Raw genomic sequence first — 22,552 nt, forward strand, 5'->3', positions numbered from 1 at the left:
ACGCCATGTCGTCACCGACGCCCACCACCCCCAAGTCCTCCCGATCCTCGCTCATCGCGATCGTCGCCGCACTCGTCATCGGCGCCCTCGTCGCACTCGCCGGCAGCCAGAACGGTGCCACACTCAGCGGCATCCCCTTGTTCGCCCTCGCCGTCGCCGCGGCGTTCGCGATCCAGATCCTCGCTTTCATCCCCGCGATGATCCTGCGCACCGAGCGATTCTTCGACCTCACCGGCAGCCTCACCTTCTTCGTGATCTCTGCGGCGCTAGTACTGCTGACGCCCCTGCCCGACGCGCGCAGCTGGATCCTCGCGGCCATGGTGATGCTGTGGGCCGCGCGTCTCGGATCTTTCCTGGCGCTGCGCGTGCACAAGGCCGGATCAGACGGTCGGTTCGACGAGATCAAGGGGTCACCGGTGCGGTTCCTGCAGGTGTGGGTGATCCAGGGAGCGTGGGTGTCGCTGACGGCGGCAGCAGCGTGGATCGCCATCAGCACGGATGCCGCGGCCCGCGCACCCCTCGGATGGCTGAGCATCCTGGGGATCATCGTGTGGCTCGTCGGTATGGCGATCGAGATCGTCGCCGATGCGCAGAAGTCGGCCTTCCGCAAAGACCCGCGCAACCGGCACGAGTTCATCCGCACGGGACTGTGGTCGCGCTCGCGCCACCCCAACTACTTCGGCGAGATCGTGATCTGGGTGGGCGTGTTCCTCACCGCCGCACCCGTGCTCGCCGGCTGGCAGTGGGTCGCCCTGCTCTCGCCCCTGTTCGTGATCCTGCTACTCACCCGGGTGAGCGGCATCCCGCTGCTCGAAGCACGCGCCGAGAAGAAGTGGGGCGATCACCCCGACTACATCGCGTACCGCGACAGCACGCCCGCGCTGATCCCCAAGCTCACCCGGCCCGAAGCGCGAGTGACCGCCTAAGGCCTGGGTCTTCCTGCCGTCATTCGGGAGGAGATCGGCACTCGGGAGGACGGATACGGCGGATGCATCCTCCCGAGTGCGGATCTCCTCCCGAATGACGCGTGGGGATGGACGACGCACAACTGCCGGCGTAGCATCGCAGATTCCGTGCGACAGCGAAACGAGGTGCCCGCAATGGGTCGACGACCAGCTGTGATCCCCGGCGCCGAGGCCTCGGCTGCGGAGGCGTTCGCCTGGTACGCGCTCAACCATTGGGGCACGGGCCCGGGGAAGGTGCTTCCTGCCTCCGCGGCTCCGGGGTGGCACGCCTACTCCGCACTCGATCACGCCTCGTTCGACGAGCGGCTCCAGCTCGAGTCGGCATCCGAGGCGAGCGGTGTCGTGACCCTGGTGTTCGTGCGGTCATCGCGCCGGCTGATCGTGGTCGTCGAACCCCGTGCCGAGGAAGCGCCTGCCGATGTGCTGGGCAGGCTGTGGGAATCGCTCACACCCCTCGCCGAGAGTGAAGATGCCTGGCGCGACACCACCACCCGCATCAGTGCGACCACCTTCGCGCTGCACCCGTCGGTATGGCCAGGGCAACTTTAAGAGCCCGCGTACATCTCCCCCACCGGAACCTCCGCCTGCAGCACATTGCCGGGCTGCGCGAGCGGGCAGGCCCACGCCGGGTCGTAGGCGCACGACGGGTTGTAGGCGAAGTTGAAGTCGAGCACGATCGTTCCGCGCGCGGCATCCGATCCGAGGTCGGCGCCCTTGATCGTGTCGATCAGGTAGCGCCCGCCGCCGTAGGTGCCGCCGGGGCGACCGGCGAGCGCATCCCGCACCGGGATGAAGAGGCCTCCGCCGTAGGTGGTGAGGCGCCAGACGTCGAGTGCACCGGCATCCGGGATCTCGACCTTGCCGATCCGCTCGAACGGCACGACGCCGTCGGTTCCGGTGGCGAAGTCGAAGCCCCCGGGGTCGGTCGGCAGGATCGGCAGCTCGAAGCGCCACTCCGGGTCGTACGGGGCGATCGGCAGCCCTTCGAACATCAGACGGTCCTCGGGCAGCAATGCGGTCGCCGGATGCCGGAGCATCAGGTCGTCGCGCTCGATCCGCCAGAGCTCGTGCGCCTCTTCCGGGTCGTCGGCCTGGCGCACGGCGTCGTAGAGGGCGAAGACGCGGCGGCGCCAATCGACGACCTCGACGGCCGTGCGTGCGGATGTGCTCGTCATGCTCCCCAGGCTATGGGGCGCGCCACTGATGTGTCTGGTATCCGACCTCCGCCGGGTCTATCGTGTGTCGCATGGCGACGTTCGCGCTCATCCATGGCGGCGGTTCGACCGCGTGGGATTGGCACCTCGTCAGCCCGATCCTGCGGCAGGCCGGCCACGAGGTCGTGGCCGTCGACTTGCCGATCGAAAACCCGAACGCCGGGCTCGACGACTACGTGCGCACGGTGACGGATGCCGTGGGCGATCGCAGGCACGTGATCGTGGTCGGACACTCGCTGGGCGGCTTCACGGCGCCCCTCGTCGCCGACGCGCTCGACGCCGAGGGCCTCGTGTTCTTCACGGCCATGATCCCCCGTCCGGGCGAGACCTTCATGCAGTGGTGGTCCGCCACCGGGCACGATCAGGAGACGATCGACGACGATCCGAACATCTCGTTCTTCAACGGTGTCCCCGAGGGGTTGGCCGACGAGGCGCGCCGCCGCGAGCGCGATCAGCAGGGCGACTGGATGTCGCACCCGTGGCCCGCCGATCGCCTCCCCGCCGTCGCGACGATGGGGATCGTCTGCACCGACGACCAGTTCTTCCCCGCGCCGTTCATGCGCCGACTCATCGCCGATCGTCTCGGCGTCGCACCGGTCGAGATCCCCGGCGGGCACTACGCCGCGCTGACGCATCCGCTGGAGCTCGCCGTGGCGCTGGATCGGTTCGCCGGAGAGCTCGCGGTGAAACGGATCACCTGACCCCTCTTTCACGGGGCCGAGAGCACGTGTAGATCGACCGCGACGAAATCGCAAGGGGCTTGAGTGATATTTCGGTACACCAATAGCATCTGGGAATCTGGCGGACGATGAGCGCCCGTTGAGGAAGTCGGCATCCTGTGCACGCCGTGCTCATCCCGTCGCCACGGTTGGCTACGAATGACGGGAGTGAAAGATGTCAGCGATGCCCGACCCTCGGTTCGAGCTCACGAAGATCACCGAAACCGAATGGTTGATCCTCGACCATCGCTACGCGACCAACGATGCACGGCAGACCGTCGCCCGCATCTACCGACTCGACACCGTCGAGGTCGAGGTGCTGTGGTTGCGCGAGCTTCCGCTGGCCAGTTACTACATGTCGGCCGAAGACGCCTTCGACGACCTCACCCGCTTCTCCACCCCGAGCCGCGCCAAGCCGCCGATCACCATCGTGCACCGGCCGCCGCTCTCCGCGACGGCGTGACCCTCGCCCGGCGCGCTGAAACGACCGCTACACGAGCTGATCGAGGACGAGCTCTCCGCGCGCGTTCAGGAGCTCCATCATGCGTTCGATCCGCTTCGGCTCGATCGACGGCATCGTGGAAGCGTCGAAAGCCATGATCAGCGGGATGCTCGGATGCATCCAGATCGTGATGCGGCCGGCATTGCTCTTGGCATCCGGCAACCACGTCATCATGAAGCTCTCCTGCCGGCGCAGCTTCGTGCCGATGACGATCTTGACGTGAGCCAGCGTCTCGTCATCGACCTCGATCGGCGGCCGAGAGCTGTTGTACTCGAGTCTTCCCATGAGACCGACACTACGCCTGCGCAGCGATCCCTCGGAACCGGGGATCGCTGCGCGGGCAGATCTTTCCCGCCGCGGCCTCAGTCGGCCGCCAGGCGCCGACGCCGCGCGACCAGGAGGGCACCGGCGGCGAGCAGCAGCAGCGCCACGGCCAGAGACCACCCGGGCACGAGACCGGTGACCGCGAGGTCGTCGCCGGAGCCGTTGCCGGCACCGTCACCCGGCGTTCCGGGTCCGCCGGGGTTTCCGGGTCCGCCCGGGTCGGTCGGCACCGCGGTGACGCTGCCGACGAACTCCCGGGTCGACGGGTCTCCGATGCCGTTCGACGCCGTGACCGTGAAGGCGTAATCGCCGACCGCCGTCGGGGCGCCGCCGAACACTCCGGTGGCCGCGTCGAGCGTGATCCCGTCGGGCAGGGCTCCGTCGGTCACGGCGTAGGTGGGCGTGGGGAAACCGGATGCCTGCAGGGTTCCCGCAGCATCCTTGCCGACGACCAGCGCCGCGAGATCGCCCTCGATGGCACCGGGCGCCGCGTCGTCCGCGACTCCGGGAGCCAGCACGCGCAGGGCGGTGAGACCCGGGTCGCCGGCACTCCACGTCGTCGTGAGCGCGACGTATCGTGCGGTCGCGTCGACCGGCACGGCACCGTGCGTCACACTGGCGTCGATCGTTCCGACGTCGCGGAAGCTGATGCCGTCGTCGCTGACCGAGACGGTGGCCGCCGGAGCATCCGCACCGTCCCAGAGGGTCGTGACGGTGCCGATCGCGCGAGCGGCGCCGAGGTCGGTGACCATGCGGCCGTTCGCGCCGGGCGTCCAGGAGGTGGCCTCGTCGCCATCGACCGCGCCCTGCGGCGTGGTCATGCCTTCGGGCAGGACGGATGCCGGGAACGTGAGCGTGCTGAGCGCCAGATCCGCCACCGGGAAGGGCGTCGCCCCGGGGAAGGTCGCCGCCGTCGCGACGACCGGCAGGCCGACGGGCAGCGCCCGCGTCTCGCCCGTCTCGACGTTCGTCACGTCGATGGCGGGAGCGGCGGCAGCCGCGTCGATCCGAGCGGCGTCGGCAGCACCCGCCGGCGACACGTGAATCGTGCGCCCGTCGACCACCGAGACCGTGAGCCCCTGCGCTGCCGCCGAAGCGGTGGCCGTCGACACGATAGCCCGGGGTGCGAGCACCACGGCCTGCCCCGCGGGCACCGAGATCGACAGGCTCGACGAACCCGCACCGAGCACCTGGTCGCCGTCGAACAGCGACACCGTGTCACCCGCGTACGGGATCGTCACCGACGTCGTGACATCGGCACCGGTGAGGTTGAACGCCGTGAGGTAGCCGTCGAGCGAACTCACCAGCAGACCGTCAGCGGTCGGTTGGGCCGCGGCATCCTGCGCCGCCGTCGCCGCCGCATCGCCCGGCACCATCTCGACGAGGAACGGCTGGGCGCCGCCGCCGAGCCGCACCGCGTTGATGCCGGCCTTCTCGGACGACACCGTGATCGGAGCCTGGCCGCCGCGCACGACGAAACCGGCCTCGTCTTCGACGTTGACCCACGAGCCCTCGGTCGAGATCACCTGGTCGCCGGTGTAGCGGTAGCTCGCGGCATCCGTCCACGTGACCCCGTCGGCCGACGTCTGGATGCGGTACTCGCGACCCGCTGCCGACTCCCAGCCCAACTGCACCTGGGCGATCGCTGTCGGGGCACCGAGGTCGACCTGCAGCCACGAGTCCGCCCGCTGACGGTCGTCTTTCGACACCGCCCACCGCGAGGCGGGATCGGTGTCGGTGACCGACGACGGCGCCTTGCCGGCATCTGCACTCGATGCCGTCGCCGGCTTGCCCGCGGCCGCATCGACGCCCGCTGCCGTGAGAGCGCGCAGCGTGTAGAGCGAGTAGCCGTAGGCGGGCTCACCCTGCACGCCCTGCATGCGGATGAACCGCGTCTCGACGGGAGCCGGGGCCTCGGCGCCCGACGGCACCAGATCGACGGTGTCGAGGCGAGAGACGTTCGCGTCGACGCCGCCGGTGTGGGCGGCCTGCGTCGTCCAGGTCTGACCGTCGGACGACGTCTGCACGAGGTAGCGCTCACCGGCGCTCGCCTCCCACGCCAGGCGCACGGAGCCGACCGTGGTCTCGGCGCCGAGGTCGACCTGGATCCACGAGTCGGCGCGTGTGCGATCGGCGGCCGACACGGCCCAGCGCGTGGTCGGGTTCGCGTCGGTCACCGTCGCGGCGAGCCGGGCGGGGTCTTCGCTCGACGCGGTCGCCGGGCGACCGGCGGCGAGGTCGGTGGATGCCTGATCGCCGGCGCCGTAGGCGTGCAGCGAGTAGAGCGAATAGCCGTACTTGGCGTTGCCCTGCTGCCCCTGCATGCGCACGTAGCGCGCCTGGACCGGCTCGAACGAGAGGTCGTCGATGCGTGCCGCGTTGACGTCGGCGGGGTTCGGCGGAGTGACGACGGGGAGCGTGTCAGTGCCCGATCCCTCGGCCGTGAAGTACGTGCGCGTTCCGTCGAGGCCGTTGTATCCGCCCATGTCGAGGTTGCGCACCGAGACGGAGCCGTCCTGCCAGCCCGCGCCCGTCGAGGCGTAGAGCGCCGCGCCGGTCGGCAGAGTGACCTGACCCGCGTAGCCGTCGCCGATGCGGAACACCGACGAGGTGCCCTCGAAGCCGTCGCGCGGCGCCGTGTAGGTGGCGGTGTTGCGGGCGTCGACCGTCGCCGCCGAGTTCGGGTAGAGGAAGGGCGTCGAGCCCGAGAGTGCGAACAGCCAGGAGTCGTGCCCCGGAACCCACGGGAACTTCAGGAACCCCTTCTTGCTCGATGCTGCCGCCCAGGCATCCGCCGTCTGCTGCACCGAGAGTCCCGGCCCCGCACCGAAGTCGCGCACACCCGAGAGTCGCGCGAAGAACTCGTCGTGCGGCGTGGGAGTGACCACGCCCGATTCGGACTCGGCGGACTCGACGTGCAGCAGGTACGAGATCGCGATCTCGGCACGGGCCTCGGGCTCGTACTTGGGCTCGCCCGAGAACTTCGCGAGCCGGTCGACGGGGGCGTACGACTGGTACGCCTCGAGCGAGGCCGCCATGTTGGCCTCGGCGCGCGCGGCATCGGGGTCGCGCAGCACCTGGCCGAGGAAGGCCATCGGGATCACGTCGCGGCCGTAGAGGTACTCGCGGTCGTTGACCATGGGCATGAACGGCTCACCCTGGTTCGACATGACCATCTTGATCGATTCCCACAGCTCGGCCGAGTTCGGCTGGTGCTTCAGGTACTCGGGAACCGGCTGGTCGTTCAGGATGAACTGGATCGCATTGCGGCCACCCGAACGCCAGATGTCGGACTGGTAGTGCGGCCCGAACGACCCGTGGTTCTCGACCAGGTAGGTGTCGTAGATCGTCTGCATCGTGTTCGTCGACACGGGCTTGCCTGCGATGATCGCCGGGTTGTTGAGGTCGGCGGTCGGCTGACCGGCGGCGTTGCGGGCCCAGTCTCCGAGCTGCTCGTTCCAGCGCGCGGCATCCGCGTGGTCGGGGGCCCAGGCAAGACCCGGCGCGAGGGACTGCGTGTAGACGCCGGCCTCCTCCTGCGCGGTGTCGCCCTCGTGCTTGCCGGTCGGCCAGTCGGCCGTCCACGCTCCCGAGAGCGGGTCGTTGCCGTAGTTCAGGTCGGACGTGTAGGTCGACTGGCCGACGGCGATCGTCGTGAGGTTCTTCTGCGTCGTGGCATCGAGCTGATCCCAGAGCAGGCGACCCGCGTCGAGGAAGTACGACTGGAACGTCGAGTCCCAGAAGAGCCGCTTGCCCCAGGTGCCGTTCGGGTCGACGAAGCGGTTCTTCGCGGCGTAGTAGCGGATCGTGTCGATCGTGCGCTGGCTCAGCTGCTCTTTCGAGCTGCCGGCGGTCTGCGCGTCGTACTCGCCGTGGGTCAGCAGCACGGCGTTGCCGAGCACCACCGCGAAGTTGAAGTCCTTGAACTGGTAGGCCCCGATCGAGGAATCCCAGACCGTGTTCACCCAGCGTGTGTGGCGCAGCAGGGCGGCGTAGTAGTCGGCCGCCGTGTCGTCGGGGGCGCCGAAGGCGGCGGTCTTCACGACGGAGTTCCCGGCGACCGGAGCGGCGGATGCTGCCGCCGCCGGCGCGAGGGCGGCCACCGGTACCGCGACCGCTGCCGCGACGACGAGGGTCATCGCTCTCGTGAAGAGGCCTGCGGTGCGTCGCGTGCGCGCGGCGCGTCCTGTGCGCGCGGGGCGCTGGGTCGGTGCGGGGCCGGAGCGGGCCATGTCGTGTCTCCTCGGGAGCGAGTCTTCGGGGACTCTGGGTGAACTGCATCGGTCACCGTCGCGGATACGCGACATGACAACGCTGTCAGAACGGGTGTGAGAAACATAACCCGGGCGCGGCGGGTGCGTCAAGGTGCGCGTGCGCTGATCGGCGTGAGGGGCCAAGACACGCCGCATCAGCCGCCCGCGGCGCGGCGTGTCCTGACCCCTCACGTCCCGGCGCGCGACCAGGCGAGCAACCTAGGTTGACAGAGGAACTGCACGCAACCTAGGTTGACAGTATGCAATCGACCGACGTGGCCCGGGCCGCCGCCGACACCACCGATCCCCGCGCGGGGCTGCGCGCCGTCGCTTCTCTGCGCGTTCTCGCCGACACCCTCGAACTCCGACAGGTCGAGGCCGCATTGCGCACCGGAATGAGCTGGCAAGCCATCGCCGACGCACTCGGAGTGACCCGCCAGGCGGTGCACAAGAAGCACGCCAAGCGCATCGACCCGACCATCGACATCCCCCGGAGGAACGCATGAGCAAGTTCACCGAAGCCGCGGCGGTGATGCAGACGCTGTCACTCGCAGCCATGGAAGAGGCCTCGCGTGCCGGCATCCGCGACGCCGACATCGATCACCTCTTCTTGGCTCTGACGCTCGACGCCGGAAACGCCGGACAGGTGCTCCGCGGGCTCGGAGTCACCCTCGACGTCGCCCGAGACGCCGTCGCCGCAGAACGCACCGATCACCTCGCATCACTCGGCGTCGCGTCCATCGACGCCGCCGGCGGCACGGGCGAGGAGCGCATCGTGTTCCACGAGACGCAGGGGTACGACTGGACCGATCGTGCGGTCGACGTGCTCAAGCGAGCGTCCGGCGGGCAGCGCGACGGGAGCAGCTCCGCGGTGCTCCGCTGCCTGCTCACGGAACCGAGCGGCACGATCGGTGCGCTCCTGAGCCGGCTCGGCGTCGACACGGCCGATCTGCGTGCGCGCCTCGACGAGGCCGACGGCATCCGACCCGCGCACGGCATCCGACCTGCCGCGGCCACCGAGCGATCACGCGGGCCCCACGGCACGGTGTCCGCCTTCGTGCCCGCGCCCCCTGCCGACCTCTGGATGCTCGTGAGCGATGCCATGCGCATCCCCGAGTGGGACGGCGCAGTCGGACAGGTCGCTCGCGGCACAGACACCGAAGAAGACTGGGATGCCGCCGCCCCGACGCACGCTCCCGACGGCAAGCCACTGCGGATCAAGGACGAGTTTCGCCGCGTCCGCATCCGTCGCGAGCAGGTCGACGCCCCTTTCCGCGTGACCTGGCGCATGTCGTACCCCGACGCCCGAGCGGCCAACGAGCGCGTGATCCGCTTCGAGCTCGAAGAGGCCGCCGGTGGAACCCAGGTGCGCATCCACTTCGGCTGGGAGCGCACGGCGGGCCGCCGGACGGTGCTCGGATGGCTCCTGCGGCCGCTCGCGCGCCTGGTCATCTTCATCCAGCTCACGCAGATCAGCAGCGGTCTGAGCCGCGTGTTCCGCTGACGCCTGCTCGGCGTGAGGGGGCAAGACACGCCGCATCGGGCGGGCGCGGCGCGGCGCGTCTAGGCCCCTCAGCGCGTCAGAACGCGGGCAGCGACGGAACCGCGTCGATCAGCAGGCGGGTGTACTCGTCGGCGGGCGCGCGCAGCACCTGCGACGTGGGGCCGGCCTCGCGCACCTCGCCGCCCTGCAGCACCACGACCGTGTCGCACACCTTCTGGATCACACCGAGGTCGTGCGAGATGAAGAGATAGCCCACGCCGGTCTCCGCCTGCAGGCGGGCGATCAGTTCGAGAATCTGCTTCTGCACCGCCACATCGAGTGCCGATACGGGTTCGTCGAGCACCACGACCGCGGGTTCCACGGCGAGCGCGCGGGCGATGCCCAGGCGTTGACGTTGCCCGCCCGAGAGCGACGAGGGACGCCGGTCGGCGAAGTCGGCGGAGAGCCCGACGCGTTCCAGCCAGTCCCGCACCCGCGCCGTGCGTTCGCTGCGCCCGAAGTCGGGATGCCGCAGCGCGATCGCCTCGTCGAGCAGACGCCCCACGGTCCAGCGGGGATCGAACGACGACCCCGGATCCTGGTACACGAACTGCACGTCGCGCGGGTCGTCGCTCGCCCGCCGCACCGTGCCGCTGTCGGCGGTGGTGAACCCGGCGAGGATGCGCGCGAGGGTCGTCTTGCCCGAGCCCGATTCGCCGACGACACCGACCGAGCGCCCGCGGCGCACGGCGATCGACACGTCTTTCACGGCGTGCCGCACGGCGCCGCCCCGTACCGCGAACGTCTTGCTCACGTTCTCGGCGGCGAGCACGATGTCGGATGCTTCGGATGCTTCGGGGGCGGGGCCCTTCGACAGGCTCAGGGACCCAGGTACGCTCAGGGACCCCGGTGCGCTCAAGGACCCAGCTTCGGCCGAAGCATCCGCCGGCCCGACCTCGAACCGCGGGGCCGCCTCGATCAGCGACCGGGTGTACGGATGCTCGGGCCTCGACAGCACCTCGGCGGTGGTGCCCGCCTCGACCACGGCGCCACCCTGCAGCACGAGCACGCGGTCGGCGAGCTGCGACACCACCGCGAGGTCGTGGCTGATGAGCAGCAGGGCGATGCCCTCGGCCTTGAGCTCGCCGAAGAGTTCGAGGATCTGCTTCTGCACCGACACGTCGAGTGCGGTGGTCGGCTCGTCGGCGATGAGCACGGCCGGGTCGCCGGCGAGCGCCGTCGCGATCAGTGCACGCTGGCGCTGGCCGCCCGAGAGCTGCGCTGGCCGCTCGTCGATGCGCGTCTCGGGGTCGGGCACGTGCGTGCGACCCAGCAGTTCGAGGGCGCGGGCGCGGCCGGCACGACCACGGGGTCCGCCGGTGGCCGAGATCGCCTCCTGCACCTCTTTGCCGACGGTGCGCAGCGGGTCGAGGGACGAGAGGGCATCCTGCAGGATGTAGCCGATGCGGCGGCCACGGATGCCCCGCCACCGTCGCTCCGAGAACGTGCGAGCATCCTGCCCGTCGATCTCGAGGGTGTCGGCACGCACGCGCGATCCGGCGCCGACGAGGCCGAGCAGGCTGCGGGCGCTCACCGACTTGCCCGATCCGGACTCCCCCACCAGCGCCACGCATTCGCCGGGTGCCAGCTCGAAGCCGACTCCCTCGACGACCGTGTGCGCCGCTCCCCCGCTGCCGAACGAGACCCGCAGGCCTTCGACGCGGACCAGGGCGCTCATCCGCGTCCCTCCAGTCGCGCCTGCAGCCGGCGACCGAGCACGGTCGTGCTGATGACGAACAGGGTGATCGCGAGTCCGGGGAACACGGCGGCCCACCAGCCCAGCGTCAGGAAGTTGCGGGCGTTCGAGAGCATGGAGCCCCATTCCGGTGTCGGCGGCGGGCTGCCCAGGCCGAGGAACGACAGCGCGGCTCCGGCGAGGGTTGCCCCGCCGAGTCCGATCGTGGCGATGACGACGACCGGGCGCACGGCGTTGGGCAGCAGGTGCCTCCCGAGCACCGTGGAGCGCGAGAGCCCCATGCCCCGCGACGCCTCGATGTACGTCGAGGTGCGCACCCGCAGCGTCTCGCCGCGCACGACGCGCACGTAGTACGGGATGCCGGCGATGCCGATCGCGATCGTCGCGGTCGCGAGCCCGCCACCGAACAGCGCGAGGATGAGGATCGCGAGCACCAGCTCGGGGAACGCCGCCCCGATGTCGGTGAGACGCAGCGTGATGGTCGAGATCACCCGGTTCGAGAGCCCGGCGACGAGGCCGAGGATCGTGCCGAAGAAGAGCGAGATGAGCACGGCACCGAAACCGAGCACGAGCGAGCTACGCGCCCCGTAGACGATGCGGGCATAGACGTCGCGGCCGATCTCGTCGGTGCCGAGCGGATGCCCCGGCCCGGGAGGCGCGAGGATCAACGCTCGGTCGGCGGCGAGCGGGTCGAGGCTGGTGAGCAGTTGCGGCCAGAGGGCGGCGAGCACGAAGAGCACGAGGACGATCGCGCACAGCAGCGTGCCGAGGTCGGCGGCGAACCGCACCCATCCACGCCAGCGCACGTGCTGCCGCGCGGTGACGGCCTCGGCGACGACGGCCCCGCTCATGCGACGACCTCCTTGCGCTCGGCATCCGTGCGCTCGGCATCCGCGGGCTCGACGGCCGCGCCCGCTGCCGGCGTGGGCTCGACAGACGTGCGTCCGGTCTCGCGCACCCGCGGATCGACCAGTCCGTACGACAGGTCGACGAGAGTGTTGACGAGGATGAACACCGCGGTGCCGGCGAGCACCACCCCGATCACGACGGGGATGTCTTGCGAGGCCACCGAATCGACGAGCAGGCGACCGAGCCCCGGACGACTGAACAGGGTCTCGGTGATGGCGGCTCCACCGAGGAGCGCCCCGAACGAGAATCCGAGCATCGTGAGGTACGGCACGGCGGCATGGCGCAGCGCGTGCTTCACCGTGACCGCGAGCGTGCCGAGGCCCCGGGCGCGGGCCGAGAGGATGAACGGCTGCTCGAGCGCATCGTCGAGCGACTGGCGCAGCACCTGCAGTAGCAGCGCCGCCGCCGGAAGAGCGAGGGTGAGCGCGGGCAGGATCAGCGAGCGCAGATCGCCGCTGTCGAGAATGGGCAACGCCCGCAGCCACACCGCGAAGATCAGCATCAGGATGAACCCGAGCCAGAACACCGGGGTCGACGCGAGCACGAGTTCGACACCCGACGAGATCCAGCTCGGCAGGCGGCGCCCGGCGGTGAGCACACCGCCGACGAGCGAGATCACGATGGCGAGCAGTGTCGCGGCGAGCGCGAGTGCCACCGTCGGGCCGGCCTGAGCTGCGAGCAGCTGCGACACCGGCTGCTCCTGCACGTACGACATGCCCAGGTCACCCCGCACGAGGCGTCCGAGGTAGAGGAAGTACTGCACGATCAGCGGTTCGTCGAGGTGGTACTCCTGCCGCACGACGGCGAGCACCTCGGGGCTGATCTCGACCTGCTGCTGCCCCGCGCCGAGGATCGCGAACGCCGGATCCACGGGCACGAGCCGCAGCGCGAAGAACGTGAGGGTCGCGGCTCCGAGCAGCGTGATCAGGCTCACGCCGAGTCGGCGCAGCACCATCCAGGTGGTTCTCATCCCTCTTCTTCCTTCATCCGCGACTCTCCGCCTGCCTTGCCCACCCCGTCCCGCCACCTCGCCCCCGCTCGCCCCTCCCGCTCGCCCCTCCCGCTCGCCCCTGCTGCGGGATCAATATGTCGGCTTCCGGAGGCGTTTGACCTGACATATTGATCCCGCGACCGGGGGCGAGGAGTGGGGGCGAAGAACGGCGGAGGGCCGAGCCCTGGGTCAGTTCTTCCAGGCGTCGAACAGGTACGGCTGCGGCCACGCGTAGTCCCACGTGATGCCGTTGACGTTCGGCTGCCAGGCCACGACCCGGGCCCGCGAGTACAGCGGGATCGACGGGGCGAGTTCGGGCAGCAGCTCCTGCGCCTGACCGTAGAAGTCGGCGCGGGCGACCGGGTCCGCGCTGGCGCGGGCCTGGGCGAGGATGCCGTCGAGCTCGGGGTCGGAGAGGAACGACGCGTTCGAACCGATCGTCGACCCGTCGGAGACGTTGTCGCCGCCGTACAGGCGCCACAGCTGCATGCCGGTCGCCTCGGACTGGAACGACGGCATGATGCCGTAGTCGCCGTTGTAGAGACGCTGCGCGAAGTCGGCCGCGGGAACCGGCTGCAGAACAATCTCGAAGCCGAGCGCCTTGCCGTCGATCTGCACCTGCTCGAGCGTGCGCTGCGCGAGCTGGTCGTTGTCGGCGTACGGGATGACCGTGCTCAGACGCTCGCCGTCCTTCGTGCGGTAGCCCTCGTCGTCGGTGCCGGTCCAGCCGGCCTCGTCGAGCAGATCGGCCGAAGCATCCGCATCGAAATCGATGACATTCTCGAGATCCTTCTTGAAGTCGGGGGTCGTCATGGCGAGGTACTCCTGCACCGGGTAGGCGCCGAAGGTCGCGCTCGAGACGATCGCTTCGCGGTCGAGGCCGTGCAGCAGCGCCTGGCGAACGGTCACGTCGTCGAACGGCGCGGTGCGGGTGTTCAGGTGCAGCGTGAAGCCGACACCCGGGAGCGGGAACTCGTCCGAGCCGTACTTCTCATCGGCCTTCACATCTTTGGCGTACTCGGGGGCGATGTAGTCGACGACGTCGGCTTCACCGGTGACGAGAGCGTTGTACCGGGTCTGGTCCTCGGGGAGGAACCGGTACGTGATCTTGTCGAGGTACGCGGCGCCCTCGTGGGTGCCCTCGGGACCCCAGTTGTAGTCGTCGTTGCGCACGTAGGTGAGGCTCTGGCCCTTGACCCACTCGTCGAAGACGAAGGGTCCGGTGCCCACCACGGTCGAGGCGAGCGAGTCGGGGTCTTCGAGCAGCTGCTTCGGCGAGACGATGCCGAAGTACGGTGCCGCGATCAGCGTGAGGAAGCTCGACTCGGGCTGCTCCAGCGTGATGCGCACCGTGTACTCGTCGAGCACCTCGGCCACCGGTCCGAGCTTCGCGACCGACCCGGTCGACTTGTTGGCGGGGTCGGCGACGTAGTCGAAGTTGGCCTTGACGGCCTCGGCGTCGAACGGGGTGCCGTCGTGGAACGTCACGTCGTCGCGCAGCGTGAACGTGTACACGCGGGCGTCGTCGGATGCTTCCCACTCGGTCGCCAGCCACGTGCCGTACGTTCCGTCGCCGTTGTCCCAGACGAGCGAGTCGACGACGGGGCTCAGCACGTGCGCCCCGCCGACCTGATCGACCAGCGGGTTGAGCTGCGGCGGCTCCGAGCGCACCGCGACGACGAGGTCGCCGCCCTCGACGGGCTCTCCGTTCGAGTCGGAAGACTCCGCGGGGGCGCCCGCAGCGCAGGCGGTCAGGGTCAGAGCGGCGACGACGGCGGCTGCGATGGCAGCCCCGAAGCGTGCGGTTTTTCTCGCGGAAGCCACGATCGGTCCTCTCGGGGGTGGGCACGGGGTTCCGAACGTAACCGCGCCCCGGTCGCCGCGAGAAACGGCGGGTACACAGGGAGTCACCGAACGTCAGACGACGACATACGCGGGAGTTCCGGCATCCGTTCCGATAGGGTCGGCGCCTTCGGCATCCGCCGGTGGGGCATCATTCGGGAGGAGATCCGCACACGGGAGGAGGGATTCGGCCAAATCGCCCTCCGCAGGGCCGATCTCCTCCCGAATGACGCGGCGCGAAGCTCCGGTTGGCCCCACCGCCCCCGGCGGAATTCTCGCCGTGGGGCCGAAGAATCCGCCCCATCTCTCCTCCCCACACCGAGATCTCCGCCCAACGGGGTGCGCCCCGGCATCCCGAGCCCTCAGCCGAGCAGCTCCCGGCGGAGGCGCTCGAGACGCACCGCGGCCTGCAGGCGGAAGCGGTACTCGGCATCCGCGGGGTCTCCGTCGAGCAGCGTCCAGATCCGGTCGAGGCGCTGCTGCACCGTATTGGCATGCACGCGCAGCGCCGTCGCCGCGCCTTGACGGCTCTCGCCAGCGTCGAAGTACGCGACGAGTGTCTCGACCAGGGCCGTTCCGCGCCGCTCATCCCAGGCGCGCACCGGACCGAGCACCCCGTCGACGAATCGGGCCGCCGCCTCCGGCTCGCCCGAGGTGAGCACGTGGTACGGAGCGAAGTCGTCCGACTGCACGGTCACGCCGGTCACACCGAGCGGCTTCAGGAATCTCAGATCGCGCAACCCGCGCTCGACCGATGCGCGCAGTGCCGGAGCATCCGCCACTGCGGGCCCGACGACGGCGGACACCGTCGCGCCCCACCGCTCGGCGAGCACCCGCCGCACGCGCTCGGTCGCCTCGGTCGCCTCGGTGGCATCGGCCACCGTCCACGCGATCACCACGGCACCTTCGTGCACCGCGACGAGACCGTCGTCGCCCACGGCATCCGCCGCCAGAACCAACGCCCCCTCGCGTCCGTGGGTGTCGATGACCGACGCGGCGGACGGAGGCAGCACCCCCTCGGATGCCAGAGCGGATGCCTCGGCCGCACCGTCGAGCAGCGCGACGAGCAGTCGGGCACGGCGCTCGGCGCGCTTCGCCGACACCGCGTCGCGCTGGAAGGAGACGAGCGCGGCGACGTGCGCGGCACTCTCGAGCGTGGGGCGGGCGACGTCATCGGCCCCGGACGGGTCGTCGTCGGCGACCATCGCTCCGAGCACGCGGTCGGCGCCGAGGATCGCGACCACCAGCCAGCCGTGCGCCCCGTCGGCGATCGCGACCGCATGGCCGCTCGCGCGGCTCTCGCGGATCGCGTCGGCGAGAAGTCTTCGGCGGGGGAATCCCGTGCGGGCGTCGGCACCGCCGTCGAGCGGGCGACCGGCCTCGTCGACGGCGCACACGCGTCTACCGAGACGGGCGGAGACGGTCGCGACCAGGTCGACCAGCGTCGCGCCCGAGACGACCGCGGCGGTGAGCTCTTCATGGATGCCGCCCACGACCCGCGTCGCCACGAGCATCCGTTCCAACTGGGCATTCGCCTGCTCGGCATGCGCACGAGCGGCCGCACTCTCGGCCAGCACACGGGCGCTGTGCAGCACGGCGGCCGCGTGGTCGGCGAAGGCCGAGAGCAGCAGCACCTGGTCGGGCGTGAAGTCGTGGGCGAACCGGTTGCACGCGAACAGCGCGCCGAGCACCTCGTCACCGACGGCCAGGGGCACGCCCAGGAACGACACCAACCCCTCGCGCGCGACCGCGTCGTCGATCGCGGGGTCGTGCGGAGCATCCGCCATTCGCGTGTACTGGCGCACCCAGACCGGCTCGCGGGAGTCGGCGACGAGGCTCGCCAGGCCGAACCCGGCCGGCACCAGCAGGTCGCGGAACTCGGGCGTGACCGTGCCCGCCGAATAGCGCACCCGCAGGTCGCCCTGCGCGTTGTCGACCTCCGACAGGTAGGTGACGTCGGTGCCCATCAGCTCGTGCGCCCGATCGACGAGGCGCCGCAGCACATCGGTGACGTCTTGCAGCCGCACCAGCTCGCGCGCGGTGGAGAACAGGGCCTCGAGCTCGATCGTGCGTCGTCGCAGGCGCGCGGTCTGCTGCTGCGATTCCTGCACCGCGGCGAGGATCTCCTCGACATCGGATGCCACGGCATCCGCCTCGGCGAGCAGCTGCGTGAGCGCCAGCATCCGCTCTCCGGGTTCTGCGCGGGCCGCGGCGACGACCTCGAGCGCGAGGGCCGACGCGGTCGGGTTGGGGGTCGGGCGGTGCTCGGTCATCTCGCGCTCCTCTCTGCTCCCACCTTCCCACGCGCCTCCCGTATCCCCGCTCTTCTCCCGGTGCGGGATCAACCCGGTGCGGGATCAATATGTCGGCTCTGGAGGCCGTTTGACCTGACATATTGATCCCGCACCATCCCTCGGGGGGCGGGGCCGGGGGGGGCGGGGGCGGGGCGGGGCGGGGCGGGTCAGGCGCGCGAGGGGAACCGCGGCGGGCGGCGGTCGGCAAAGGCGGCCAGGCCCTCGCGCGCGTCGTCGCTCGCGAACGCCTGCTGCCCGAGCGTGGCCTCGAGACGGAACGCCTCGGCCTCGGGCAGGTCGGCGAGCGCGCGCACGGCGCGCTTCACGGTCGCGAGGGCCGTGGCGCTCTTGGTGAGCAGCTGCTCGGCGACGGCGATCGCCTCGTCGTGCAGAGCGGATGCCGCAACCACCCGGTTCACCAGCCCGTACCGCAGCGCGGTCTCGGCGTCGATGCGGTCTCCGCGCAGCATGAGGTCCATCGCGAAGGCGTAGGGGATCTGCCGGATGAGCCGCACGAGCGTGCCACCCGCCGGCACGACACCGACGCCGGTCTCGGGCAGGGCAAACTGCGCGTCGGCGGAGGCGAGGCGAATGTCGGTCGACAGCATGATCTCGAACCCGCCGCCGAGGCAGAGGCCGTTGATCGCGGCGACCACCGGCTTCTCGAGCGTCGAGTGCTTCTGGTGCGCGGCATCCCACTCGCTGATGTCGAAACGCTCCTCGGTGAGCGCCGGGATCGACTCCCCCAGGTCGGCACCGACGCAGAACGCACGCTCGCCGGCACCGGTCAGCACCGCCACACCGATGCGCGGGTCGTCGCGCACCTCGGCGAACGCAGCGCCGAGCTCGTCGTACATCGCGAGCGTGAGGGCATTGAGCTTCTCGGGACGGTCGATCGTGATGACGCCGACACCGCCGGAGCGGTCGAGACGGATGCCCATCAGATCGTGCCCCCGGTGCGCAGCGCCTCGACCTCGTCGGCCGAGTAGCCAAGGAAATCGCCCAGCACCCGGTCGGTGTGCTGGCCCATGTCGGGCGCGAGCCCCGCGGTCTGCGCCGGTGTGCGGTCGAGCTTCACCGGCGACCCGAAGGTGCGCAGCGACCCGTGGCCGGGGTACTCGTTGTCGACGATCATGCCGCGGGCCGTGATCTGCGGGTCGTCGACCACCTCGCCGATGTCCTTCACCGCGCTGAGCGGCACGAGGTCTCCGGCGAGGGCTTCAAGCTCGGCCTTCGTGCGGTCGGCGAACCAGCGCACGACCATCGGCTTCACGCGCTCCTGGTACACCTCGGCGTCGAACCGGGTGGCCATGGTGTGCAGGTCGGGGTTGTCGTCCCAGTCGGCCGGGCTGCCGAACGTCTCGCACGAGATGCGCCAGAACTTGTCGGTGTAGCCGCCGAAGAACACGAATCCGTCGGCGCACGGGAACAGCTCGTAGGGGCGCACGAACGGATGCTGGTTGCCGAGCGGCTTCGGCACGACACCGTCGACCGTGTACGACACGACCGCGTTCTCGGTGAGCGTGAGCACGGAGTCCTGCTGCGAGATGTCGACGAGCTGCCCTTCGCCCGTCTGCTCGGCGTGCCGCAGCGCGGCGAGCACCCCGATCACGCCGTAGAGGCTGGCCGCGAGGTCGCCGATGATCGTGCCGACGCGGGTGGGCGGGCCACCCGCCTCTCCGTTCATCGACCACAGTCCGCCGGTGGCCTGCGCACTGTTGTCGTAGGCGGGGCGCAGCCGGTACGGACCCGACTGGCCGTACCCGCTGAGCGCCGCGTAGACCAGCTTGGGGTTCACCTGCCGCAGGCGTTCGTAGCCGTGACCCAGCCGGTCCATCGTGCCGGGGCGGAAGTTCTCGACGAGCACGTCGGCGCGCTCCACGAGCCGGTCGAGCACCTCGGCGGCGCCCGGGCTCTTCAGGTTCAGCGTCACGCCCAGCTTGTTGCGGTTGTACTGCGCGAAGAATCCGCTCAGAGGCTCGGCATCGTCGCGCGGGAGCATCGGCGGGAAGGTGCGCGTGTAGTCGGGGTCGCCGGGGTTCTCGACCTTGATGACCGTCGCGCCCAGATCGGCCAGGATCATCGAGCAGTAGGGGCCAGCGACCACGCGCGTGACGTCGACGACCACCACGCCCGCGAGAGAACCGGGAGCGGCATCCACTCCTCCGAGTCCGGCGAGCAGTGCACGGGTGGCGTCATCGATCATCGAGGGGTTCCTTCCGAAGCGGATGCGGAGGCGGATGCTTCGCGCCGAGCGGAGCGGCGACCGAGGCGGTGCAGTGCGGCCACCGAGATGAGGGTCACGAGACCCGCGACCACCATGTAGAGCGAGATGGCCCAGGAGCCGCCGAAGACGTCGAGCAGCTCGAGGTAGATGATCGGCACGAAGGCCGACCCGATGATCGTGCCGATGCCGAGTGCGAGCGACATGCCCGTGTAGCGGATGCGCACGTCGAACGCCTGCGCATAGAGCACGCCGAGCGTGCCGTAGGTGGCGCAGAAGCCGATCGTCGTCGCGATGTAGGCGGCATAGGCGGCAGCGAGGCTGCCGGTGTCGATCAGCCAGAACGCCGGGAAGGCCAGGATGACCGAGAGGATCGTGCCGGAGGCGAAGACCTTCGCGACCCCGAACCGGTCGGCCAGCCAGCCAGCGAGCGGCAGCCCCACCAGCGCCAGAACCGAGCAGATCGTCGCGATCGTCAGCATCTGCGGCTGCGTGTGGCCGACGAACTGGGTGCCGTAGGTGAGGCTGAACGTGAACAGCATGTAGAAGACGGCGCCGATCACGGCGAAGCTCAGGGCGGCGAAGATGACCTGACCGGGGTGCGTCTTGAGGGTGTCCCACAGCGGCACGCGGGCGGCCTTCCCGGCCTCGCGCATCTTCTCGAACTCGGGCGTCTCGGTGATCTTCAGGCGGATGAAGAGTCCCACGAGCACCAGCACCGCACTGATCAGGAACGGCACACGCCAGCCCCAGGCCTGGAACGCGTCACCGGGCAGGGCGACGAGCGGCAGGAACACGAGGGTCGACAGCGTGAGGCCGAGCGCGAGGCCCACCTGCGGGAAGCTGCCGAGGAACGCGCGTCGGCGCGGCTCGGCGTGCTCGACGACGAGCAGCACCGCACCGCCCCACTCGCCACCGAGGGCGAAGCCCTGCACGAACCGCAGCACCATCAGCAGGATGGGAGCGGCGACCCCGATCGCGGAGTACGTCGGGAGCAGACCGATGAGGAAGGTGGCGATGCCCATGAGCACGAGCGAGATGACGAGCATCCGCTTGCGTCCGATCCGGTCGCCGAAGTGCCCGAACACGATCGATCCGAGCGGGCGGCCGAAGTAGCCCACCGCGATGCCGCCGAAGGCCAGGATCGTGCCGACGAGCGGGTCGTAGTCGGGGAAGAACAGGCTGTTGAGGATGAGGGCCGCCGCCGTCGAGTAGGCGAAGAAGTCGAACCACTCGACGGTGGTGCCGACGACGCTCGACGCGACGATCGTGCGGATCTGCGACTTTCCGGTGGTGGGCGCTTCGCGCGGGGCGGTGGATGCCGAGGTCATGAGTGGGGTTCCCTTCCGCCGGCGTCTCCGCTGACGCCGGGTCGATTCACTCTGACAGGCGCACGGTCAGGTATCTATGTGCGCGGGAGCCATATCCAGAGGGCCGAACATGGCATCGATGACACGATGCGCTCAGCGCGTGCGCAGGTCGAGCATCGCCGCGAACCGCGCGTCGGGGTCGTCGAGATCGATCGCGCCGACCTCCGCGACGCGACGCAACCGGTAGCGGAACGTGTTCGGGTGGACGAAGCAGGATGCTGCGGCGGCGCCGACGTCTCCGAAGCTGTCGAGCCAGGCGGCCAATGTGTCGATGAGATGGGCGTCGTGCAGCTCGTCATAGGCGGCGAGGCGGGCAAGCGCCCCCGACGCGGGGTCGCCGCGCGAACTGCGCAGGTCGCGAAGATCGAGCAGCAACGATTCGGTCTCGACATCGGCGATGCTCGCCACCGTGCGCCTCGCACCGCGCTCGCTCAGCACCCGCAGCGCACGACGCGCTTCGGCGCGCGATCGTGCGATCTCCGCGACGGCATCCGCCGGGCGGCCGATGCCGATCAGCGCGGGGATGCGGTCACCCACGCGCTGGAGGAAGTCCACGGCGAGCGCCGCCGCCCGCTCCTCGGCGACCCGATCGGCGACGGGCAGGACGCCGTAGACGGTGTCTCCCACGAGAGCGACCGCAGCACCGTGCTGAACGGCCGACAGATGCAGCGCGAGCGCGTCGGTGAGCCGTTCGCGGTCGGCCAGCGCATCGTGCTCGGTCGCGTCGCCGAGCGCGGTGAGCGTGGCGGCGACCACGCAGACGCGGTGGCCGGCGAGGCCGAGTCGACTCAGTGCGTCGCGCGCCTCGGCTCCACCATCGACCGCACGGCTGACGAGTTCGGCACGCAGGCGGCGCTGCGCATCCGCCCCCGCACGCACACGCAGCAGATGCAGAGCGACGAGCTTCGCAGCATCCCGCAGCGTAGCCGTGCGTTCGGGGGTGAGGGCGCCGTCCATCGCGGCCCAGATCGAGCCGAGCACTTCGTCGCCGGCGCGCACCGCGATCGCGATGCGCTGGGTCGAGACGCCCTCGCCGAGACGCACGGGGTCGACGACCACGGGCATGTCGTCGCGGTACAGCTCACGGAACACACCCATCTCGGTCAGCTCCCGCGCGTACCGATCGGGTACCTGCCGGCCGATGATCGTCTCGACGCGCGATTCGTCGGCCTGTTCCTGCCCACCCGAGAAGGCGAGCACGCGTGACGATCGGTCCTCGATCGTCACCGGGGCGTCGAGCAGAGCGGCGATCGCGTTCGCCACCGCGAACAGATCGCCGGACGAGACCCCGCCCAGCGACTCGGCGGGGGTGTAGCCGACGTCGTCCTCCGCGAGAAGCGAGCGCAGGAGCGCCGCGAGCTGGGTCCAGGTCGCACCACGGGCGAGGCTGAGGATCGCGACCCGCGCGCCGTCGGCGGCGGCCCGCACCTCCTCGGGGAAGTCGGTCGACGCACGCACCACCACGGCGACGGCCCCGCGGCGCCCCGCCGCCGCGACCAGCTCGGCGAGAGCATCCGCCTCCTGCACCGCGATGGCGAGCACGATCGCATTCTGCGGGTACACCGGCTCGTCGAGCGGATCGTGGATGACGATCCCGCCGATCTGCTGGTCGACGTCGATGCCGCCGTGGGCGACATCGAGGAGGGTCACGCCGAGGTCGTCGAAGACGCGACCCCAGCTCGACCGCGAGAGCGGGCTCATATCGG

General features: G+C 70.2%; 18 protein-coding genes. 6 read left to right on the forward strand and 12 right to left on the reverse strand.

Going from position 1 to position 22,552, the window contains the following annotated elements; all coding sequences use genetic code 11:
* The first annotated feature begins 5 nt into the window (after positions 1 to 5).
* Both ACIOSY_RS00400 and ACIOSY_RS00405 read left to right on the forward strand, forming a co-directional pair.
* Positions 6 to 926: a DUF1295 domain-containing protein gene (locus ACIOSY_RS00400; protein ID WP_400847265.1), complete on the forward strand. Its 921-nt coding sequence runs from the start codon at positions 6 to 8 to the stop codon at positions 924 to 926.
* A 174-nt stretch (positions 927 to 1,100) separates the two neighbouring features.
* On the forward strand, positions 1,101 to 1,514 hold the full coding sequence (locus ACIOSY_RS00405; protein ID WP_400847268.1) for a hypothetical protein: 414 nt from the start codon (positions 1,101 to 1,103) through the stop codon (positions 1,512 to 1,514).
* Here the strand turns inward: ACIOSY_RS00405 and ACIOSY_RS00410 are convergent.
* Positions 1,511 to 2,140 (reverse strand): DUF1684 domain-containing protein, encoded by a 630-nt coding sequence (locus ACIOSY_RS00410; RefSeq protein WP_400847271.1) that lies wholly within the window; start codon positions 2,138 to 2,140, stop codon positions 1,511 to 1,513. The genes ACIOSY_RS00405 and ACIOSY_RS00410 overlap by 4 nt on opposite strands.
* A gap of 71 nt (positions 2,141 to 2,211) precedes the next feature.
* Here ACIOSY_RS00410 and ACIOSY_RS00415 point away from each other — a divergent pair, with 71 nt between their 5' ends.
* Both ACIOSY_RS00415 and ACIOSY_RS00420 read left to right on the forward strand, forming a co-directional pair.
* Positions 2,212 to 2,880 carry an alpha/beta fold hydrolase gene (locus ACIOSY_RS00415; protein WP_400847274.1) on the forward strand — a complete coding sequence of 223 codons (669 nt, stop codon included), beginning with the start codon at positions 2,212 to 2,214 and terminating at the stop codon, positions 2,878 to 2,880.
* A 202-nt stretch (positions 2,881 to 3,082) separates the two neighbouring features.
* Positions 3,083 to 3,361, forward strand: coding sequence for a hypothetical protein (locus ACIOSY_RS00420; RefSeq protein WP_400847277.1), 279 nt, complete (start codon positions 3,083 to 3,085; stop codon positions 3,359 to 3,361).
* Positions 3,362 to 3,388: 27 nt separating this feature from the next.
* Here the strand turns inward: ACIOSY_RS00420 and ACIOSY_RS00425 are convergent, their stop codons facing one another.
* Together ACIOSY_RS00425 and ACIOSY_RS00430 are read right to left on the reverse strand one after the other, a co-directional pair.
* On the reverse strand, positions 3,389 to 3,685 hold the full coding sequence (locus tag ACIOSY_RS00425; protein ID WP_400847280.1) for a hypothetical protein: 297 nt from the start codon (positions 3,683 to 3,685) through the stop codon (positions 3,389 to 3,391).
* A 77-nt stretch (positions 3,686 to 3,762) separates the two neighbouring features.
* Positions 3,763 to 7,956, reverse strand: a complete 4,194-nt coding sequence (locus ACIOSY_RS00430) for a discoidin domain-containing protein (protein ID WP_400847283.1) — start codon at positions 7,954 to 7,956, stop codon at positions 3,763 to 3,765.
* Between the two features lie 281 nt (positions 7,957 to 8,237).
* Here ACIOSY_RS00430 and ACIOSY_RS00435 point away from each other — a divergent pair, with 281 nt between their 5' ends.
* On the forward strand, positions 8,238 to 8,483 hold the full coding sequence (locus ACIOSY_RS00435; protein WP_400847286.1) for a hypothetical protein: 246 nt from the start codon (positions 8,238 to 8,240) through the stop codon (positions 8,481 to 8,483).
* The gene (locus ACIOSY_RS00440; RefSeq protein ID WP_400847289.1) at positions 8,480 to 9,481 is read left to right on the forward strand and encodes a Clp protease N-terminal domain-containing protein; all 1,002 of its coding nucleotides are present in this window, start codon (positions 8,480 to 8,482) and stop codon (positions 9,479 to 9,481) included. The genes ACIOSY_RS00435 and ACIOSY_RS00440 overlap by 4 nt, the downstream gene beginning before the upstream one ends.
* Positions 9,482 to 9,557: 76 nt before the next feature.
* On the opposite strand, the gene ACIOSY_RS00445 is transcribed toward ACIOSY_RS00440, so the two are convergent.
* The 9 genes from ACIOSY_RS00445 to ACIOSY_RS00485 all read right to left on the reverse strand — a co-directional run bounded on the left by ACIOSY_RS00445 (position 9,558) and on the right by ACIOSY_RS00485 (position 22,547).
* The gene (locus ACIOSY_RS00445; RefSeq protein ID WP_400847292.1) at positions 9,558 to 11,198 is read right to left on the reverse strand and encodes an ATP-binding cassette domain-containing protein; all 1,641 of its coding nucleotides are present in this window, start codon (positions 11,196 to 11,198) and stop codon (positions 9,558 to 9,560) included.
* Positions 11,195 to 12,067, reverse strand: coding sequence for an ABC transporter permease (locus tag ACIOSY_RS00450; RefSeq protein ID WP_400847295.1), 873 nt, complete (start codon positions 12,065 to 12,067; stop codon positions 11,195 to 11,197). Before ACIOSY_RS00450 ends, ACIOSY_RS00445 begins: the two co-directional genes overlap by 4 nt.
* On the reverse strand, positions 12,064 to 13,095 hold the full coding sequence (locus tag ACIOSY_RS00455; protein ID WP_400847298.1) for an ABC transporter permease: 1,032 nt from the start codon (positions 13,093 to 13,095) through the stop codon (positions 12,064 to 12,066). Before ACIOSY_RS00455 ends, ACIOSY_RS00450 begins: the two co-directional genes overlap by 4 nt.
* A 210-nt stretch (positions 13,096 to 13,305) precedes the next feature.
* Complete coding sequence (locus ACIOSY_RS00460) at positions 13,306 to 14,940, reverse strand: ABC transporter substrate-binding protein (protein WP_400847301.1); 1,635 nt, start codon at positions 14,938 to 14,940, stop codon at positions 13,306 to 13,308.
* 380 nt (positions 14,941 to 15,320) lie between these two features.
* The gene (locus ACIOSY_RS00465) at positions 15,321 to 17,231 is read right to left on the reverse strand and encodes a helix-turn-helix domain-containing protein (RefSeq protein WP_400847304.1); all 1,911 of its coding nucleotides are present in this window, start codon (positions 17,229 to 17,231) and stop codon (positions 15,321 to 15,323) included.
* A gap of 188 nt (positions 17,232 to 17,419) precedes the next feature.
* Positions 17,420 to 18,193 (reverse strand): enoyl-CoA hydratase/isomerase family protein, encoded by a 774-nt coding sequence (locus ACIOSY_RS00470; protein ID WP_400847307.1) that lies wholly within the window; start codon positions 18,191 to 18,193, stop codon positions 17,420 to 17,422.
* A complete protein-coding gene (locus tag ACIOSY_RS00475; protein ID WP_400847310.1) occupies positions 18,193 to 19,458 on the reverse strand; it encodes a CaiB/BaiF CoA transferase family protein in 1,266 nt (421 codons plus the stop codon). Before ACIOSY_RS00475 ends, ACIOSY_RS00470 begins: the two co-directional genes overlap by 1 nt.
* Complete coding sequence (locus ACIOSY_RS00480) at positions 19,455 to 20,807, reverse strand: MFS transporter (RefSeq protein WP_400847314.1); 1,353 nt, start codon at positions 20,805 to 20,807, stop codon at positions 19,455 to 19,457. The genes ACIOSY_RS00475 and ACIOSY_RS00480 overlap by 4 nt, the downstream gene beginning before the upstream one ends.
* 132 nt (positions 20,808 to 20,939) lie before the next feature.
* Positions 20,940 to 22,547 (reverse strand): PucR family transcriptional regulator, encoded by a 1,608-nt coding sequence (locus ACIOSY_RS00485; protein ID WP_400847317.1) that lies wholly within the window; start codon positions 22,545 to 22,547, stop codon positions 20,940 to 20,942.
* Positions 22,548 to 22,552: the final 5 nt, after the last annotated feature.

Origin of the sequence: Microbacterium sp. NPDC087665, assembly GCF_044743285.1 — a bacterium.
Lineage (GTDB): Bacteria > Actinomycetota > Actinomycetes > Actinomycetales > Microbacteriaceae > Microbacterium.

What these genes read in the sequence shown, in the direction of transcription:
- ACIOSY_RS00470 (WP_400847307.1), bottom strand. Translation starts at nt 18,193, where the DNA reads ATGGGCATCCGTCTCGACCGCTCCGGCGGTGTCGGCGTCATCACGATC.
- ACIOSY_RS00450 (WP_400847295.1), bottom strand. Translation starts at nt 12,067, where the DNA reads ATGAGCGGGGCCGTCGTCGCCGAGGCCGTCACCGCGCGGCAGCACGTG.
- ACIOSY_RS00400 (WP_400847265.1), top strand. Translation starts at nt 6, where the DNA reads ATGTCGTCACCGACGCCCACCACCCCCAAGTCCTCCCGATCCTCGCTC.
- ACIOSY_RS00430 (WP_400847283.1), bottom strand. Translation starts at nt 7,956, where the DNA reads ATGGCCCGCTCCGGCCCCGCACCGACCCAGCGCCCCGCGCGCACAGGA.
- ACIOSY_RS00480 (WP_400847314.1), bottom strand. Translation starts at nt 20,807, where the DNA reads ATGACCTCGGCATCCACCGCCCCGCGCGAAGCGCCCACCACCGGAAAG.
- ACIOSY_RS00485 (WP_400847317.1), bottom strand. Translation starts at nt 22,547, where the DNA reads ATGAGCCCGCTCTCGCGGTCGAGCTGGGGTCGCGTCTTCGACGACCTC.
- ACIOSY_RS00425 (WP_400847280.1), bottom strand. Translation starts at nt 3,685, where the DNA reads ATGGGAAGACTCGAGTACAACAGCTCTCGGCCGCCGATCGAGGTCGAT.
- ACIOSY_RS00440 (WP_400847289.1), top strand. Translation starts at nt 8,480, where the DNA reads ATGAGCAAGTTCACCGAAGCCGCGGCGGTGATGCAGACGCTGTCACTC.
- ACIOSY_RS00405 (WP_400847268.1), top strand. Translation starts at nt 1,101, where the DNA reads ATGGGTCGACGACCAGCTGTGATCCCCGGCGCCGAGGCCTCGGCTGCG.
- ACIOSY_RS00415 (WP_400847274.1), top strand. Translation starts at nt 2,212, where the DNA reads ATGGCGACGTTCGCGCTCATCCATGGCGGCGGTTCGACCGCGTGGGAT.
- ACIOSY_RS00455 (WP_400847298.1), bottom strand. Translation starts at nt 13,095, where the DNA reads ATGAGAACCACCTGGATGGTGCTGCGCCGACTCGGCGTGAGCCTGATC.
- ACIOSY_RS00410 (WP_400847271.1), bottom strand. Translation starts at nt 2,140, where the DNA reads ATGACGAGCACATCCGCACGCACGGCCGTCGAGGTCGTCGATTGGCGC.
- ACIOSY_RS00475 (WP_400847310.1), bottom strand. Translation starts at nt 19,458, where the DNA reads ATGATCGATGACGCCACCCGTGCACTGCTCGCCGGACTCGGAGGAGTG.
- ACIOSY_RS00445 (WP_400847292.1), bottom strand. Translation starts at nt 11,198, where the DNA reads ATGAGCGCCCTGGTCCGCGTCGAAGGCCTGCGGGTCTCGTTCGGCAGC.
- ACIOSY_RS00420 (WP_400847277.1), top strand. Translation starts at nt 3,083, where the DNA reads ATGCCCGACCCTCGGTTCGAGCTCACGAAGATCACCGAAACCGAATGG.
- ACIOSY_RS00465 (WP_400847304.1), bottom strand. Translation starts at nt 17,231, where the DNA reads ATGACCGAGCACCGCCCGACCCCCAACCCGACCGCGTCGGCCCTCGCG.
- ACIOSY_RS00435 (WP_400847286.1), top strand. Translation starts at nt 8,238, where the DNA reads ATGCAATCGACCGACGTGGCCCGGGCCGCCGCCGACACCACCGATCCC.